The sequence below is a fragment of the Actinomadura madurae genome, assembly GCF_900115095.1.
Lineage (GTDB): Bacteria > Actinomycetota > Actinomycetes > Streptosporangiales > Streptosporangiaceae > Spirillospora > Spirillospora madurae.
Genome location: NZ_FOVH01000010.1, coordinates 201,381 through 216,740, shown reverse-complemented (window position 1 = coordinate 216,740; position 15,360 = coordinate 201,381). Strand labels below are relative to the sequence as shown.

The window sequence follows — 15,360 nt, the reverse complement described above, 5'->3', positions numbered from 1 at the left end:
CGATCCTCCAAGGCTCAGGGGGTTGCGGACACCGTACTCTCCGGCGTCCCGCCCCGATCGGCCCGCGCCGGTGCCGCCCGGGGACGCCGGGCACGCTCCGTCCGTCCCCAGCGGGTCTTCCCTCCCGGCTTGAAGACGGAGAGGACCACCGCCGTCCACAGCAGCGCCGCGTAGAGGAGCATGCAGAGGACGAGGACGAGGCCCGTGCCGCCGGGATCGGCGGCGGGGTCGGCCGTGCGGTGCTGGAGCTCCTCGATCCAGCCGCTCTGGACCGTCGCGATGACCGGGATGACCAGGGAGATCACGAACTTCAGCAGCACCCACCGGTGCTTGACCAGACCCCAGGGCGTGCCGAGCGACACCACGAGCCCGGTGACGACGGCCAGCACGACGCTCGGGATCACGATGGTCAGGTCGAAGACGTGCATCAGCTCGTAGGAGCCGTGGCGCACCGCGTGGTCGTCCGCGGTGGCGCCCGTGATCGCGAGGGTCGTCATCGCCAGGGCCAGGCCCAGCCAGCCGACGCTGACCCCGACGTGCAGGGTCAGCCACACCCGGCGCGCGAGGCGTTTCAGCTGGGGGAAGCGGGGGCGCATCCGCGCGACGATCACCGCGGAGAAGACCATCCCGGCCATCTCCTCCAGCCCTCCGGCGAAGAGGAAGAGGAACTGCACCGGAACGAACAGGAGATGGAAGGCGATCAACGTGCGGCGGGCCCCGGCGAGGGCCGCGCCGAGGACGACGGCGGTGGCCAGGAGGTGGCCGAACATCCCGCCCGACTTGATGGTCGGGTAGGCGGTCTCGTCGTAGCTCCACAGCAGGGCGGCGGCGGCGAGGGAGAAGGCGGCGAAGGCGAACTGCATACCGCGCCTGATCTCGTCGGGGCGGCCGGGCGTCTCCGTTCTCGGCATGCGGCCAGCGTCGCCGGGGCGCGGGCGGCGGCACATCGGCCGTTCCCCGCCTTCGCGCTCGGCGGACCGCCGGAGGCCGTCTACAACTTTCTATGGATGACCGCGCGACGCGGCCCGGGTTAGCGTGAGCCGCATGAGGCGCGGGACGGTGCTGGACGCGGTCCTCGCCGTCGCGGTGGCCGCGAGCACGGCGTCCGGCGACCTCGGCGGGGGACGGTCGATCGGCGACCACGACATCGCCGCGTTCGACTGGAGCCCGCCGCTGTGGTTCGCGGTCCCGCTCGGCCTGCTGGCCGGCGCCGCGCTCTGGTGGCGGCGGCACCGGACGCTGCTGGCGCTGGCCCTGGTCGCGTGGGTGACGCTGGCCGCGTTCGTCGCCGTCATCGTGGCCCTGTACATCTTCGCCGAACGGACGCGCTCGCGCGGCGCGACCGCCGCCGCCACGGTGGTCGCCGCCGCCCTCGTCGGCCTGCCGATCTGGCGGCTCGGCGGCCCGGACGCGGCCGCGCCGCTGACCGCCGCGATCTGCTTCGCCCCCGCGCTGCTCGGCCTCTACACCGGAACCCGCCGCGACCTGATCGCGGGCATGCGGGAGCGGGCCGAGCGCGCCGAGCGGGAGCAGCACGAGCGCGTCCTGCGCGCCCGCAGCGACGAACGCGCCCAGATCGCGCAGGACATGCACGACGTCGTCACGCACCGGGTGTCGCTGATGGTCCTGCACGCGACCGCGCTGGAGGCGTCCGAGGGACGGGACGCGCCCGCGATCGGCCGGCGGATCGGCACGATCGGGCGCGAGGCGCTCGAAGAGCTCCGGTCGCTCGTCCAGGTCCTGCGCGCCGGCGACGCCCCGCTGGCCCCGCAGCCGGGCCTCGCCGACCTGGCCGACCTGGTCGAGGAGTCCCGCCGCACCGGCATGCGGGTGACGCTGACCGTGGTGGACGAGGCCGGGTCCCCGCCTCCGGCGCTCGCCGGGCACGCGGTGTACCGGGTCGTGCAGGAGGCGCTGACGAACGTCCGCAAGCACGCCGGGAACGCCGAGAGCACGGTCGTCGTCCGGCACGCCCCGGAGGCGCTGCGCCTCTCGGTGACGAACGGCCGGGGCCGCGCGCCCGTCCCCGGGCTGCCGGGCGGGGGCCACGGCCTGCTCGGCATCGCCGAGCGCGTCCGGCTGCTCGGCGGCGACCTGACCGCCGGCCCGACCGGGGACGGCGGCTACCGCGTCAGCGCCGAGGTGCCGCTGTGATCCGCGTCCTGATCGTGGACGACGAGTGGATGGTCCGCGCGATGCTCCGCACGATCATGGAGACGGCGCCCGACATCACCGTCGTCGGCGAGGCGGCCGACGGCCGCGAGGCCGTCCGGGAGGCGGCGGCGCACCGCCCGGACGTGATCCTCATGGACATCCGGATGCCCCGCGCCGACGGCCTCACCGCGACCGAGCGCCTCGCCGGCGCGCACCGCGTCGTCGTCCTGACCACGTTCGACCTGGACGAGTACGTCCGCACCGCGCTGCGGCACGGCGCGGTCGGGTTCCTGCTGAAGGACGCGTCGGCGCCGGAGATGCTGGCGGCCGTCCGCAGCGCCGCCCGCGGCGACGCGATGCTCTCCCCGAAGGTGACCCGCCGCCTGCTCCGCGATTTCGCCGCCGAGGGCCGCTCCGACGCCGAGGCCCGGCTGCGCCCGCTGACCGCCAAGGAGCGCGAGGTCCTCGTCGCCGTCGGCCGCGGTCTCGCCAACACCGACATCGCCGCCGCCCTCCACATGAGCGAGGCGACGGTGAAGACGCACGTGAGCCGCATCCTGACGAAGCTGTCGCTCACCAACCGCGTCCAGGCCGCCATCCTCGCGCACCGCGCCGGGCTCCTCGACGACGCCATGCGCGAATCCGGGTGACGGGCGTGTCGGTGGAAAGATCCCGGGCGTCGGTGTGCAGGGTGTGACAAACTGACGCGGGGAGAGCGAAGGGACCAGAGGGACAGGAAAGCGAGACATGGCCGACAAGTCCGCAACAGGCGGCTCCTCCGGGAGCGTCCCGGAGCTTGTGAGCGGGGCCGCCACCCGGAGGTGCCAGATCCCCAAGGTCGCCACCTACGTCCTCGCCGCCCTCGTCGGAGCCGCCGCGGCCGCGCTCATCGCCTCCTTCGCCCACCGCGGCCACCGCGGCCGGCGCCGCCGCCCGCGTCCCTGGCACCGCACGCTCCGGACCGCCGCCGTCCCGCGGCCCGAGCCCGGGAACGGGCGGGTCGTGCCGCAGGACGCCGAAGCCCGGAGACTCTCCTAGCCCTCGTCAAAGCGCCGCATGAGACGCCCGACCTCGACCAGGGCGGCCGCGGCGTCGTAGGCCGCCCGCGTGGCGGTGTCGGTCATGGCGTCCGGCGGTAGCGGGCCCGGCGGGCGCCGGGTCCGGTGGGGGCCAGGCCGGACAGGCCCGCCTCGACCGCGGCGGCGGCGCGGCGGCAGAACGGCCCGGGCTCGTCCGCGGCGTCGGGGCGTTCGTCGACGAGCGCGTCGGCGAGGCCCTCGCGCAGCAGGTCCGCGGAGCGGACGCCGTGGGCGGCGGCCATCTCGGCCGCCCGGTCCGGAGTGCGGTGCACGATCAGCGAGGCGCCCTCCGGCGGCAGCGGCGACAGCCAGGCGTGCCGGGCCGCGAGGACGCGGTCGGCGGGCAGCAGGGCCAGGGCCGCGCCGCCCGTCCCCTCGCCGAGGAGCAGGCAGAGCGTCGGCGCGGGGAGCGTGATCAGGTCGGCGAGGCAGCGGGCGATCTCGCCCGCGAGGCCGCCCTCCTCCGCGTCCGCCGACAGGTCGGCGCCGGGCGTGTCGACCACGGTGACCAGGGGCAGCCGCAGCTCGGCGGCCAGCCGCATCCCGCGCCGCGCGGCGCGCAGGCCGGCGGGGCCGAGGGGGTGGCCCGCGCGCTGGCTGCGCCGGTCCTGACCCACCAGGACGCACGGCGCCGCGCCGAAGCGGGCCAGCGCGAGCAGCAGGCCCGGGTCCGCCTCGCCCTGCCCGGTGCCCGAGAGCGGGGTGACATCGGACGCCCCGTAACGCAGCAGTTCGCGGACGCCCGGCCGGTCGGACCTGCGGGAACGCTCGATCGAGTCCCACGCCGTCCCGCCGGGCGCGGCGGTCTCCGGCAGGGCGGCGGGAGCCGGAGGCGGGCGCCCGCACAGGACGTTCAGCGCGCGGGACGCCACCTCGGCGAGGTCGTCGACGCCCACCACGGCGTCCAGCAGCCCCTTGGCGGCGAGGTTCTCGGCGACCTGCACGCCCGGCGGGAACGGCTCCCCGCGCAGCCCCTCGTACACGCGCGGCCCCAGGAACCCGATCAGCGCGCCGGGCTCGGCGGCCGTCACATGGCCGAGGGAGCCCCATGAGGCGAACACCCCGCCCGTCGTCGGGTGCCGCAGGTACGCCAGGTAGGGCAGGCCGGCGGCGCGGTGCGCCATGACGGCGGCCGTGATCCGCGCCATCTGGACGAACGCGGCCGTCCCCTCCTGCATCCGGGTGCCGCCCGAGCACGGCGCGGCGAGCAGCGGCAGGCGCTCGGCGGTGGCGCGCTCGACGGCCGCGACGATCCGGTCGGCGGTGGCGAGGCCGATCGACCCGGCGAGGAACCGGAACTCCGACACGACGAACGCGACGCGGCGGCCCCGCAGCAGGCCCTCCCCGGTGAGGACGGCCTCGTCGCACCCGCTGCGCTCGCGGGCGGCGGCGAGGTCCCGCCCGTAGGGCGACGAGGGGTCGGGCGGCCCCGCCGGCGGCGCGTCCCAGGACGTCCAGGCGCCGCCGTCCAGCACGCGGCGCAGCAGCTCGCGCGCCCCGGCACGTTCCGTCACGGGTCCCCTTCCGCCGGTCTCCCCTGCATGATGACCTCAGCGCGGGTCCCTCCGGCATCCGGGGTGGACACTGGGAGGGACCCGGCAGAAGGGAAGGCACGTGTCCGAGGAGATCTGCTTCGCGTCCGCCCGCGACCTGGCGCGCCGCATCCGCACCCGCGACCTGTCTGCGCGCGAGGTCCTGCAAGCGCATCTCGACCAGATCGAGCGGACGAACCCGCGGGTCAACGCCGTCGTCACGCTGGTCGCGGAGCGGGCGGCCGAGCAGGCACGGGCCGCCGACGAGCGGCTCGCGGCCGGGGAGGAGCCCGGCCCGCTGCACGGCCTTCCGGTGGCGCACAAGGACACCCACGCCACCGCGGGCATCCGCACCACGTCCGGCTCGCCGATCTTCGCCGACCACGTCCCGGCCGAGGACGAGCTGGTCGTCGAGCGGATCCGGGCCGCCGGGGCCGTCACGCTCGGCAAGACCAACACCCCGGAGTTCGCCGCCGGATCGCACACGTTCAACCCCGTCTTCGGTCTCACCCGCAACCCCTACGACCCGTCGCGGTCGGCGGGCGGCAGCAGCGGCGGCGCCGCGGCGGCCCTCGCCTGCGGGATGCATCCGCTGGCGGACGGCGGCGACATGGGCGGCTCCCTGCGCAACCCCGCGTCCTTCTGCAACGTCGCCGGGCTCCGCCCGTCGCCGGGACGGGTGCCGTCGTGGCCGGTGGCGGCGGCCTGGTCGACGCTCGGCGTGCAGGGCCCGATGGCCCGGGAGGTCGCGGACGTGGCGCTGCTGCTGTCGGTGCTCGCCGGGCCCGACCCGCGCAGCCCGATCGCCCTGGAGACGCCCGGTTCGGCGTTCGCCGCCCCGCTCGACGGCGACCTCGCGGGACTCCGCGTCGCCTGGGCGCCCGACCTCGGCGGGACGATCCCCGTCGAACCCGCCGTCACCGGCGTCCTCGAACCCGCCGTCAAGGTTTTCCAGGAGCTGGGCTGCGCGGTCGAGGAGGCGGCGCCCGACCTGACCGGCGCCGACGAGGTGTTCCGCACCCTGCGGGCCTGGCACTGGGACATCACCCTGCGCCCCCTCCTCGACGAGCGCCGCGGAGAATTCAAAGAGTCCCTCGCCGCGAACATCGACGCCGGGCGCTCCCTCACCGGCGCCGACCTCGGGCGGGCCGAGACGCTGCACACGGCCCTGTTCCACCGGATGCGCGAGTTCTTCGGCCGGTACGACGCGCTGCTCCTGCCGGTCAGCCAGGTGCCGCCGTTCGACGCCGACCTCGAATACCCGGAGGAGGTCGCCGGGCAGCGGATGCACGACTACCTGGAATGGATGCGGTCGTGCTTCCTGATCTCGGCGACCGGCTGCCCGGCGCTGTCGGTGCCCGCCGGGTTCACCTCCGGCGGGCTGCCGGTCGGCCTGCAGATCGTCGGCCCCCACCGCGCCGACCTCGCCGTGCTGCGGATCGGGCACGCGTTCGAGCAGGCGACCCGGCACGCGGCACGCCGCCCGCCGGTGGCGGCGGGCTAGCGAGGATCACAGCTCGTCGCGGGGGATGCGCAGCACGAACCGCGCGCCCTGGTCGCTGTCGGCGGCGACGAGCGTGCCGCCGTGCGCGCGGGCGATGTCGCGGGAGATCGTCAGCCCGAGGCCGGTGCCGCCGGGATCGCGCTCGCGGCCCTCGTCGAGCCGCTGGAACCGCCGGAAGATCTGCTCGCGGAACTCCGGCGGGACGCCGGTGCCGTCGTCGCGGACCTCCAGCACGGCGTCCGGACCGTCCGCCGCCACGCTCACCCGCACCCGCGACTTGGCGTGCCGCTCGGCGTTGTCGAGCAGGTTGGTCAGCAGCCTCACCATGTGGTGCGGGGTGACCCGCGCCTGGACGCCCTCGTCCGCCTCGACCTCGACCGGGACCCGGCGGGGCCGCCGGTCCACCTCCGCCCGGACCAGCTCGCCGAGATCCTTGGGCTCGCGCGGGACGTGCACGCCCGCGCCGAGCTTCGCCAGGATGAGCAGGTCGCCGACGATGCCCTGCAGCCGGTCGGCGTCCGCGAGGGCCGCCCGCGCGACCGCCGGCCAGTCCTCGTCCTCGGGATGTTGGAGGGCCACCTCCAGCTGGGCGCGGAGCCCGGTCAGCGGGCTGCGCAGCTCGTGCGAGACGTCCGCGACGAACGCGCGCTGCCGCCGCAGGACGTCCTCCAGCCTGTCCAGCGTCACGTTGACCGACGCGGCCAGCTCGGACACCTCGTCCACCGGTGCCGGGACGGTCACCCGCTCGTCGGTCTCGCCACCGGTGATCTCCGTGAGCTCGGCGCTCATCTCCCGCACCGGCCGCAGCGCCCGGCGCATCGACAGCGACACGATCCAGCCGACCGCCGTGGTGGCCACCACGACCGACATCGCGAGCAGGCCGATGAACAGGCTCTTGAAGCGGTGGAACTCCGTGATGGGGGCGGCGGTGTGGACGGTCCGCTGCCCCGTCCGGGTCCGCACCCGCTCGGTGACGACATAGACCTCGGCGTACCCCGGAAGCTCCGTCGTGCGATGGCCGGGCCTGCCCTGGACCGGCGGGGCGGGGACGTCGAGCGGGGGGCTCGTCCGCAGGGGCTCGCTGTGCGCCAGCACGATGCCGTTCTCGTCCACGACCTGCAGGAGGATGAAATCGGGATCATGCACGTGCAGCGTGCCGCGCGGGTCGTGGTCGCGCACCTGGGCGGTCAGGTCGGCGATGGCGAAGGTGCCGCGGTCGTGCAGGCCCTGGTAGACCGTGTTCCGGACGGTCTGGTAGAAGAGCACGACGCCGGCGATGAAGAGAAGGGCGACGATCAGGGTCGCGGCGGCGGTCACGCGGGTCCGTACCGACCAGCACGACGGCGACAGCAGGTCCCGGAGCCTCCGCACCCGGCGCTTCTCCCCCTTCCGGCTCGCACGCGGCGGCCGGCGCCGCGCGCCGCGTCCAGCGCCGGGGGGTGAGCGCAGAACTGGTTGTTACCTCCCCATTGCCCTGCGAAACATCGGACCGGCGCCCGCGCGGACGGCGCCTCCCACCCCTGGGGAGCCGTCCACGCGGACACCGCCTTCGGTGCCGCCAGCCGGCCGCCACCCGCGCGCCGAGGAGGATCCGACGGGACCGGCCGTGCTGCCGAACTGACCTCCACTCTGCACCCGTCCGGTGCACGCGGTGCTACATCGGCGTGACAATCACGTTTCCGCACTTCCTCCGCGAACTCGCCATAATCTGCCCGCGAACGGGGATGGACGGACGGGAGAGACGGAAGGGGGGCCGGGAACACCGCATGAACGCAGACATCCGGCCGCTCGAACCCGCCGATCCGCGCCAGGTGGCCGGGCACAGGCTGCTCGGCCGGCTCGGCTCCGGCGGGATGGGCACGGTCTACCTCGGCGCCGATCCCGAGTCCGGCGGCCGGGTCGCGGTGAAGACGATCCACCCGCACCTGGCCGGCGACCCGTCCTACCGCAGGCGCTTCAAGGACGAGGCGTACCTCGCGAGCCGGGTCGCCTCCTTCTGCACCGCGCGGGTCATCGCGCACGGGGAGGAGAACGGCCGCCCCTACCTCGTCACCGACTACGTCGGCGGCATCTCCCTGCACGACCGGCTCGCCGGCGACGGGCCGCTGCCGCCCGCCGACCTGCACGGCGTCGCCGTCGGCGTCGCGTCGGCGCTCGCCGCCATCCACGCGGCCGGGCTCGTGCACCGCGACCTCAAGCCCGCCAACGTGATGCTCACCCTGTCGGGCTGCCGCGTGATCGACTTCGGCATCGCGCGCAGCCAGGACTCCCCCGGGCCGCCCGCCGCGAGCGGCCAGCTCCTCGGCACCCCCGGCTGGATGGCGCCGGAGGTGCTGGTCGGCGGGCCCGCGACCCCAGCGGCCGACGTCTTCGCCTGGGGCTGCCTCATCGCCCACGCCGGGACGGGACGCATGCCGATCGGCGGGGACCCCGCGACGCTGCGCACCGCCGCCGGCGACCCGGACCTGTCGGGGCTGCCGGAGGCGCTCGTCCCGGCCGTCCGGTGGGCGCTGGCGACGGACCCGGCGGACCGCCCGACCGCGTCCGACCTGCTGCTCGCCCTGGTCGGGCAGCCGCGGTCCGGCGGACGGCCCGCGCGGCCCGCGCCCGACGCCGCCCCGCCGCCGGTCCGGGCGCGCGTCGCGCCGCCGCCCGACGCGCCGTACCGGCCCGAACCGGCGCGCCACGAGGAGACCGACACCAGGGCGTTCACGCCGCCCGACGCCGCCGGGCCGCCGTCCACGCGCACCCGGCTCCTGGCGGGGGTCGGGGCCGCCGCCGGCACCGTCCTCATCGGGGCGATCATCGCCGGCCGCACGCAGGGCCGGGGCCACCATCCGCCGTCGCCTCCGGCGTCCGTGGCCAGGGGCAGGCACAGGCGCGGCTGACGCGGGGCCGGCCGCGGTCAGGTGCGCCAGATGAGGACGAGCGCGCAGTCGTCGTCGCGGGTCGCGGCCATCGTCTCCACCAGTTTCCGCGCGCCGCTGCCGAAGCCCTGCGGGACGAGCCGCTCCGCCTCGCCGAGCAGCCGGTCGATCCCGGCGTCGAGATCGCTGCCCGGGGACTCCACCAGCCCGTCGGTGTACAGCAGCAGCGCGTCGCCCGGCCGCAGCTGCCCCCGTTCGGGGACGCAGTTCAGGTCGGGGACCACACCGAGCACCACGCCCTTGGCGGAGCTGACCCGCCAGGCGCCACTGCCCGAGTCGAACTGGACGGCCGGCGGGTGGCCCGCCGACTCGACCGTGTACTCCCCCGACTTCAGGTCGACCACGACGTGGACGGCGGTGACGAACCCCTCGTCCCACCGCTGGCGTTGCAGGTAACCGTTACAAGAGGGGAGAAAACGGTCGGGCTGGACCGATCCAAGAAGCCCACCGAACGCCCCCGACAGCATCAGCGCCCGGGTCCCGGCGTCGGTGCCCTTGCCGGACACGTCGACCAGCGCGACCTCCAGCGTGTCGCCGTCGGACGCCGACACCACGAAGTCGCCGCCGAACGACGACCCGCCTGCCTGCAGCATCACGACCTGGGTGTTCCAGCCGTCCGGCAGCTCGGGCATCTCGCCGTGCCGCCGCAGCCGGTCGCGCAGCTCCAACAGCATCGAGTCGCCGCGCAGGCCCTGCACCCCGAGCTGCTGGCGCGTCCGCGCCAGGGTGAGCGCGAGCACCGCGGTGATGGTGAGGGTGGCGATCATGCCGGGCCCGATCGAGGCGACCTCTTCCCAGGCGTTGTAGGCCGTCACCGCGACCACGACGCCGAGCAGGCCGACCAGGCTCCGCACCTTCAGCAGCAGCCCGCCGACCAGCACGATCAGCACCAAGGCGCCGGACGGCGCCAGCCCGCGCGACTCGCTGGAGGTGGCCAGCCCGATCGCGATCGCGAGGACCGCCAGCGCGGCGAAGACGTACCGCTCCCTGGTCAGCTTCCCGCGCCGGAGCCACCGGTACAGCATGACGAGGAAGGGGATCCTGCGCAGCACGGCGCGGACTCTCGGCGGGAGCAGCTGCACCAGTCGTTGAAGCATGACTCCGGCACTGTATCGAGCATTGCCCCCGCCCGGTCAGTATCCGGCCGCACCGGTCACTGTTCGCGACGGTCCCGCTACACGATATCGGGGTAGGGGTGACTCCGGGGTCGATGTTCTCCCCGGGAGAGGAGGGGCGGCATGGTCCAGCCGGGCATGAGGATCACGGTGGACGCGGCGATGAGGGCCCGCGACATCTCGCGCCCGCGGCCCGACGGCGAGGCGCCGCCCGCCGGTCCGGCGCCGGGCGCGCGTCCGGGACCCGGCGGTTCCGGCGAGCCCGCGAAGCGGACCAAGGCCGCCAAGAACGAGCGGCGCCGCCTCGGCAAGCGCGGCCCCCACAAACCCCCGGAGAACGGGCTGTAGCGCCCGGCGCCCGGCGGTGCCGGTCAGCCCTCGCGCGGCAGCGAGGGCAGCTGACCGGTCTCCTCGTACTCGCTCAGCATCCTGATCCGGCGCGTGTGGCGCGGCTCCTTGGAGTAGGCCGTCTCGATGAACAGCTCCAGGAACCGGGCCGCGGTGTCCAGATCGTGCTGGCGCGCCCCCAGCGCGATGACGTTCGCGTCGTTGTGCCCGCGGGCGAGCGTCGCGGTGTCCTCGCTCCAGACCAGGGCGGCGCGGACGCCCCGGACCTTGTTCGCCGCGATCGCCTCGCCGTTCCCGGACCCGCCGATCACGACGCCGAGCGTGCCCGGCTCCGCCACCGTCCGCTCGGCCGCCCGCAGGACGAAGGGCGGGTAGTCGTCGGCGGCGTCGTACTCGAACGCGCCGCAGTCGACGGCCTCATGCCCGTGCTCCTTCAGCCAGGAGACCAGGTGCTCCTTCAGCTCGAAGCCGGCATGGTCGGATCCAAGAAACACGCGCATGGGCCCGATTCTCGCAGGCCCGGGAAGCGTGCGCGCGCGGGGGTCAGGTGTCGTCGTCGCGCCTGCGGTCGATCACCGTCCGGTCGGCGAGGTCGAGGTCGTCGTCCCCGTCGTCCTTGCCGTCGTCCTGGCCGTCGTCGGCCGGTTCGTCCTTCGGGTCGTCCTTCGGCGTGTCGTCTCCGGCGTCCTCGGGAGCGTCCTCACCGGGGCCCTTGGGGGCCTCGCCCGGCGCGTCCCGCGGGGCCTCCTCCGGCTCCGCGGGCGAGGCGGGAGGCGGCGCCTGCTCCTGGGGAGGCGCCGACGGCTGCTGCGGGACGGGAGGCGTGCCGAACTGCCCTCCCGGTTGGCCCGGTTGGCCCGGCTGGCCCGGTTGCTGCGGGACGGGACCGGCACCCCAGCCGGCCTGCGGCGGCTGCCCCTGCGGCGGGACGTACGGGACGGCCGACGGGTGCGGCTGCTGCGGTTGGTGCGGTTGGTGCGGCATCTGCTGCGGCATCTGCTGCGGGGGCGCCTGCTGGGGGTAGGGCTGCTGCATGGGCATGCCCGGCTGCGCCGCGTACGGCTGCGGCGGGCCGTACGGCTGCTGGGCGCCCGGAGGCCGCGGCCCGGCCTCGCGCGGGCGGCCGAGGAAGAGGCCGCCCAGCGCGCCGAGACCGGAGAGCCAGCCGAACGCCAGCCCGAAGGCCGCGCCCTGACCGATCGACGAGAAGATCACCATGCTGAGCGAATCGTCGGGGAAGTCCAGCGCCCAGTACGACAGCGGCCCGGACACCAGGCCGGACGCGCCGGCCGCGACGACCGCGGCCCACCAGCCGATGATCACGGCGCCGAACGGGCCGCGCTCGGGGTCGGTGAGCCGGATGCCGCCCGCCACCAGCACCGCCAGCACGGCGAAGAGGACCAGCAGGCTGAAGTCGTCCGACACCACGGAGCGCCAGTCCGCCCCGGTGCGCGGCGTGAACCGCCAGGCGAGCGCGAACAGCCAGGAGACCAGCGGTCCGATGCCGTCGCCGAACTCGAAGCCGCTCTCCGCGATCGCGTCGGTCACCCACTGGTTGCCGACGAGGAGGGAGAGGACGGCAAGGGGAACCAACGCGCCGCCCGTCATCGCGAGCATCCGCCGCATCGTCATGGCGGGCAGAGTAGTCCCCATCCGTCTCCGCCGGTAGGCCCCGGACTACCCGGAGTAGGCGGCGTCCGCCGCGGAGGGGAAGCGGAAGTCCGGGTCGACCTGCGCTTCGAGGTCCTCCCCCGCGGCCCGGCTCGCCCAGCTTCGCGCGTTCTTGACGTGGAACTCGACGGCCTGCCGCTGGAACCTGTCCCAGTCCTTGACGCACGCGTCGACCTCGGCGCGCATGCGGTCGAGGGCGGCGGCGTTGCCGTCCTCCAGCTCGACCCCGTGCCGCCCCTGCTCCAGCGCCCGCACGGCGGCGGACTGGCCGAGCCAGGTCAGCAGGTCGTCGCCGACGTGCTCGCGCAGGTAGGCGACGTCGTCCTCGGACTGCACCTTGTTGCCGACGACGCGGATGGAGACGTCGTAGTCGCGGGCGTACTCGGTGTACTGGCGGTACACGCCGACGCCCTTGCGGGTGGGCTCGGCGACCAGGAACATCAGGTCGAACCGGGTGAACAGCCCGGAGGCGAACGTGTCCGCGCCCGCGGTCATGTCGACGACGACGTACTCTCCGGGGCCGTCGACGAGGTGGTTGAGGTAGAGCTCGACCGCGCCGGTCTTGGAGTGGTAGCAGGCCACGCCGAGGTCGTCGTCATTGAACGGGCCGGTGGCGAGCAGCGTGACGCCGTCGACCTCCTGCCCGGCCTCGTGGACGGGGTCCTCGCCGCGGAACCGCAGCAGCCGCGAGCCGGTGCCGGGCGGGGTGGTCTTGACCATCGCGGACGCGCCGGAGATCCGGGGGTTGGTGCCGCGCAGATGGTCCTTGATCTCGGTGAGCCGGTCGCCCAGGGCGGGGATCTTGGCGGCGCGCGCCTCGTCCAGGCCGAGCGCGACGCCGAGATGCTGGTTGATGTCGGCGTCGATGGCCACCACCGGCAGCCCGCGCCCGGCGAGGTGCCGGACGAACAGCGACGACAGGGTGGTCTTGCCGCTGCCGCCCTTGCCGACGAACGCAACCTTCACGAATGCCCCCAAAGTGGAGATATGAAAACCGTTACCAGTGTCAGTACCCCCGAGTCTCGCGGAGCGCGGACGGCAAGGCAAGCGGAACGCCCGGACACGCGGCCCGGAACGGTGGCGGCTCCGGAACGGCGGCGGCTCAGGAAACGGCGGCCCACCTTCAGTGGGGGGACGACCCCCCACACCCCCCGGCAAGTGCCGCTGCTGGGTCGAAGCCGAACGGGAGCTCCAGGCGGTGCTCGGCGAGCATGGCCGAGTCCGTCAGCAGGTCGCGGGTGGGACGGTCGGCCGCGATGACGCCGCCGGAGAGGATCACCGACCGCGGGCACAGCTCGGCGGCGTACGGGAGGTCGTGGGTGACCATCAGGACGGTCACGTCCAGGGACAGCAGGATCTCGGCCAGCTCGCGGCGGCTGGCCGGGTCAAGGTTGGACGACGGCTCGTCCAGCACGAGGATCTCGGGCTCCATCGCCAGGACGGTCGCGACGGCGACGCGGCGGCGCTGCCCGAAGCTGAGGTGCTGCGGCGGCCGGTCGGCGACGTCCAGCATGCCGACCCGGCCGAGCGCGTCCCGCACCCGGCGGTCCAGCTCGGCGCCGCGCAGGCCGAGGTTGGCGGGCCCGAACGCCACGTCCTCGCGCACGGTCGGCATGAACAGCTGGTCGTCGGGATCCTGGAAGACGATCCCGACGCGGCGCCGGATCTCCCGCAGCGCCTTCTTGTCCTTCGGGTCCACCGGAAGGCCGCCGACCCTCACCCCGCCCAGCCCGCCGTGCAGGATGCCGTTCAGATGCAGGACGAGCGTGGTCTTCCCGGCGCCGTTCGGCCCGAGCAGCGCGACCCGCTCGCCGCGCCCGATCGTCAGGTCGACGCCGTAGAGGGCCTGCGTGCCGTCGGGGTAGGCGTACGCGAGGCCCCGGACCTCCAGCGAGGGAGTCATGGGGCCATCCAAGCAGCCAGGACGACGAGGGCGGCGGCCGAGGGAAGGACGGCCGCCGCCGCCCACTGCGCGGCCGTGGCGGCGACGTCGTGCGTGACGGGCATGCGGCCGTCGTAGCCGCGGCTCATCATGGCCAGGTGGACGCGCTCGCCCCGCTCGTAGGAGCGCAGGAACAGCGCCCCCACCGACTTCGCGAGCACGCCCGTCGCCCGGAGGTCGCGCGCCTCGAAGCCGCGCGACGCCCGCGCCACTTTCATCCGTCCGAGCTCGGCCGCGACGACGTCGCCGTAGCGCAGCATGAACGTGGCGATCTGCGTGATGAGCTGCGGCATCCGCAGCCGCTCGATGCCGAGGAGCAGGAGCCGCGGCTCGGTGGTCGCGGCCAGCAGGATCGACGCGACGACGCCGAGGGTGCCCTTCGCGAGGATGTTCCAGGCGCCCCACAGCCCGCTCTCGCTCAGCCGCAGCCCCAGCACGGTGATCTTCTCGCCGTTCGCGACGAACGGCATGAGGAACGCGAACGCGACGAACGGCACCTCGATCACGATGCGGCGGGCGACCGTCCCGAACGGGATCCGGGCGGCCGCCGCCACGGCCGCGAGGAGCAGCGCGTACACGCCGAACGCCCACACGCGCTCGCGCGGCGTGGCGACGACCAGCAGCACGAAGGCGAGCACCGCGACCAGCTTGCACTGCGGCGGAAGCCGGTGCACCGGAGAGGCGCCCGGCACGTAGAGCCGGTGCGCGTGGCCCGCGCCCATCAGCCCTTCTGGGACGTCTCGGACGGCACTTGCTCGTCCCGGTCCGGCACCGCCTCCGCGTCCCCGGGACCCCGGCGCCGGACGGCCCAGAACAGGCCGCCGCCGGCCAGCAGGACGGCGCCGACGCCCACGACGCCGGACAGCCCGCCGGACAGCCGCGCGTTGTCGACGCCCTTGACCCCGTAGTCGCCGAGCGGGGAGTCCTTGAACGTGTGGTCCTTCTCCTTGGCGCTGATGCCCTTGTCCTCGGCGACCTTCTCCAGGCCGTCCGGGTCGGCGCTGGCGTAGTAGCTGACGATCCCGGCCAGGACGAGCGAGACGAGCAGGAAACCGGCGAAGAAGCGCTTGGTGGTCATCGCGACCCTC

The 15,360-nt window shown here is 74.7% G+C and carries 16 protein-coding genes; 6 read left to right on the top strand and 10 right to left on the bottom strand.

Going from position 1 to position 15,360, the window contains the following annotated elements; translation table 11 throughout:
• Nucleotides 1-14 precede the first annotated feature (14 nt).
• Nucleotides 15-911 carry a hypothetical protein gene (locus BM339_RS26910; RefSeq protein ID WP_143118603.1) on the bottom strand — a complete coding sequence of 299 codons (897 nt, stop codon included), beginning with the start codon at nt 909-911 and terminating at the stop codon, nt 15-17.
• Between the two features lie 133 nt (nt 912-1,044).
• On the opposite strand from BM339_RS26910, the gene BM339_RS26905 reads away from it, so the two are divergent.
• From BM339_RS26905 to BM339_RS26895, 3 genes are all read left to right on the top strand, one after another.
• A complete protein-coding gene (locus tag BM339_RS26905; RefSeq protein ID WP_083597967.1) occupies nt 1,045-2,154 on the top strand; it encodes a sensor histidine kinase in 1,110 nt (369 codons plus the stop codon).
• Nucleotides 2,151-2,804, top strand: coding sequence for a response regulator (locus BM339_RS26900; RefSeq protein WP_075022627.1), 654 nt, complete (start codon nt 2,151-2,153; stop codon nt 2,802-2,804). The genes BM339_RS26905 and BM339_RS26900 overlap by 4 nt, the downstream gene beginning before the upstream one ends.
• Nucleotides 2,805-2,901: 97 nt before the next feature.
• Entirely contained in the window at nt 2,902-3,192 is a 291-nt protein-coding gene (locus BM339_RS26895; RefSeq protein ID WP_021599281.1) for a hypothetical protein, read from the top strand.
• An 82-nt stretch (nt 3,193-3,274) separates the two neighbouring features.
• Here BM339_RS26895 and BM339_RS26890 read toward each other — a convergent pair whose 3' ends face one another.
• Nucleotides 3,275-4,747, bottom strand: a complete 1,473-nt coding sequence (locus tag BM339_RS26890) for a carboxyl transferase domain-containing protein (RefSeq protein WP_075022626.1) — start codon at nt 4,745-4,747, stop codon at nt 3,275-3,277.
• Nucleotides 4,748-4,847: 100 nt separating this feature from the next.
• On the opposite strand from BM339_RS26890, the gene BM339_RS26885 reads away from it, so the two are divergent.
• On the top strand, nt 4,848-6,269 hold the full coding sequence (locus BM339_RS26885) for an amidase (protein ID WP_075022625.1): 1,422 nt from the start codon (nt 4,848-4,850) through the stop codon (nt 6,267-6,269).
• Nucleotides 6,270-6,275: 6 nt separating this feature from the next.
• Here BM339_RS26885 and BM339_RS26880 read toward each other — a convergent pair whose 3' ends face one another.
• The gene (locus tag BM339_RS26880) at nt 6,276-7,640 is read right to left on the bottom strand and encodes a sensor histidine kinase (protein WP_083597965.1); all 1,365 of its coding nucleotides are present in this window, start codon (nt 7,638-7,640) and stop codon (nt 6,276-6,278) included.
• 395 nt (nt 7,641-8,035) lie between these two features.
• Here BM339_RS26880 and BM339_RS26875 point away from each other — a divergent pair, with 395 nt between their 5' ends.
• A complete protein-coding gene (locus BM339_RS26875; protein WP_024935813.1) occupies nt 8,036-9,157 on the top strand; it encodes a serine/threonine-protein kinase in 1,122 nt (373 codons plus the stop codon).
• Nucleotides 9,158-9,174: 17 nt separating this feature from the next.
• Here BM339_RS26875 and BM339_RS26870 read toward each other — a convergent pair whose 3' ends face one another.
• Nucleotides 9,175-10,293: a PP2C family protein-serine/threonine phosphatase gene (locus BM339_RS26870; protein WP_024935814.1), complete on the bottom strand. Its 1,119-nt coding sequence runs from the start codon at nt 10,291-10,293 to the stop codon at nt 9,175-9,177.
• A 141-nt stretch (nt 10,294-10,434) separates the two neighbouring features.
• On the opposite strand from BM339_RS26870, the gene BM339_RS26865 reads away from it, so the two are divergent.
• Nucleotides 10,435-10,659, top strand: a complete 225-nt coding sequence (locus BM339_RS26865) for a hypothetical protein (protein WP_021593057.1) — start codon at nt 10,435-10,437, stop codon at nt 10,657-10,659.
• Nucleotides 10,660-10,682: 23 nt separating this feature from the next.
• On the opposite strand, the gene BM339_RS26860 is transcribed toward BM339_RS26865, so the two are convergent.
• The 6 genes from BM339_RS26860 to BM339_RS50850 all read right to left on the bottom strand — a co-directional run bounded on the left by BM339_RS26860 (nt 10,683) and on the right by BM339_RS50850 (nt 15,350).
• Nucleotides 10,683-11,159, bottom strand: coding sequence for a ribose-5-phosphate isomerase (locus BM339_RS26860; protein ID WP_075022624.1), 477 nt, complete (start codon nt 11,157-11,159; stop codon nt 10,683-10,685).
• A gap of 43 nt (nt 11,160-11,202) precedes the next feature.
• Complete coding sequence (locus BM339_RS50100) at nt 11,203-12,291, bottom strand: hypothetical protein (RefSeq protein WP_075022623.1); 1,089 nt, start codon at nt 12,289-12,291, stop codon at nt 11,203-11,205.
• Nucleotides 12,292-12,336: 45 nt separating this feature from the next.
• Nucleotides 12,337-13,296 (bottom strand): ATP-binding protein, encoded by a 960-nt coding sequence (locus BM339_RS26850; protein ID WP_075022622.1) that lies wholly within the window; start codon nt 13,294-13,296, stop codon nt 12,337-12,339.
• A gap of 157 nt (nt 13,297-13,453) precedes the next feature.
• Entirely contained in the window at nt 13,454-14,233 is a 780-nt protein-coding gene (locus BM339_RS26845) for an energy-coupling factor ABC transporter ATP-binding protein (RefSeq protein ID WP_075022621.1), read from the bottom strand.
• Complete coding sequence (cbiQ, locus tag BM339_RS26840; protein WP_075022620.1) at nt 14,230-14,994, bottom strand: cobalt ECF transporter T component CbiQ; 765 nt, start codon at nt 14,992-14,994, stop codon at nt 14,230-14,232. Before cbiQ ends, BM339_RS26845 begins: the two co-directional genes overlap by 4 nt.
• Entirely contained in the window at nt 14,994-15,350 is a 357-nt protein-coding gene (locus BM339_RS50850) for a PDGLE domain-containing protein (protein ID WP_021593063.1), read from the bottom strand. Before BM339_RS50850 ends, cbiQ begins: the two co-directional genes overlap by 1 nt.
• Nucleotides 15,351-15,360: the final 10 nt, after the last annotated feature.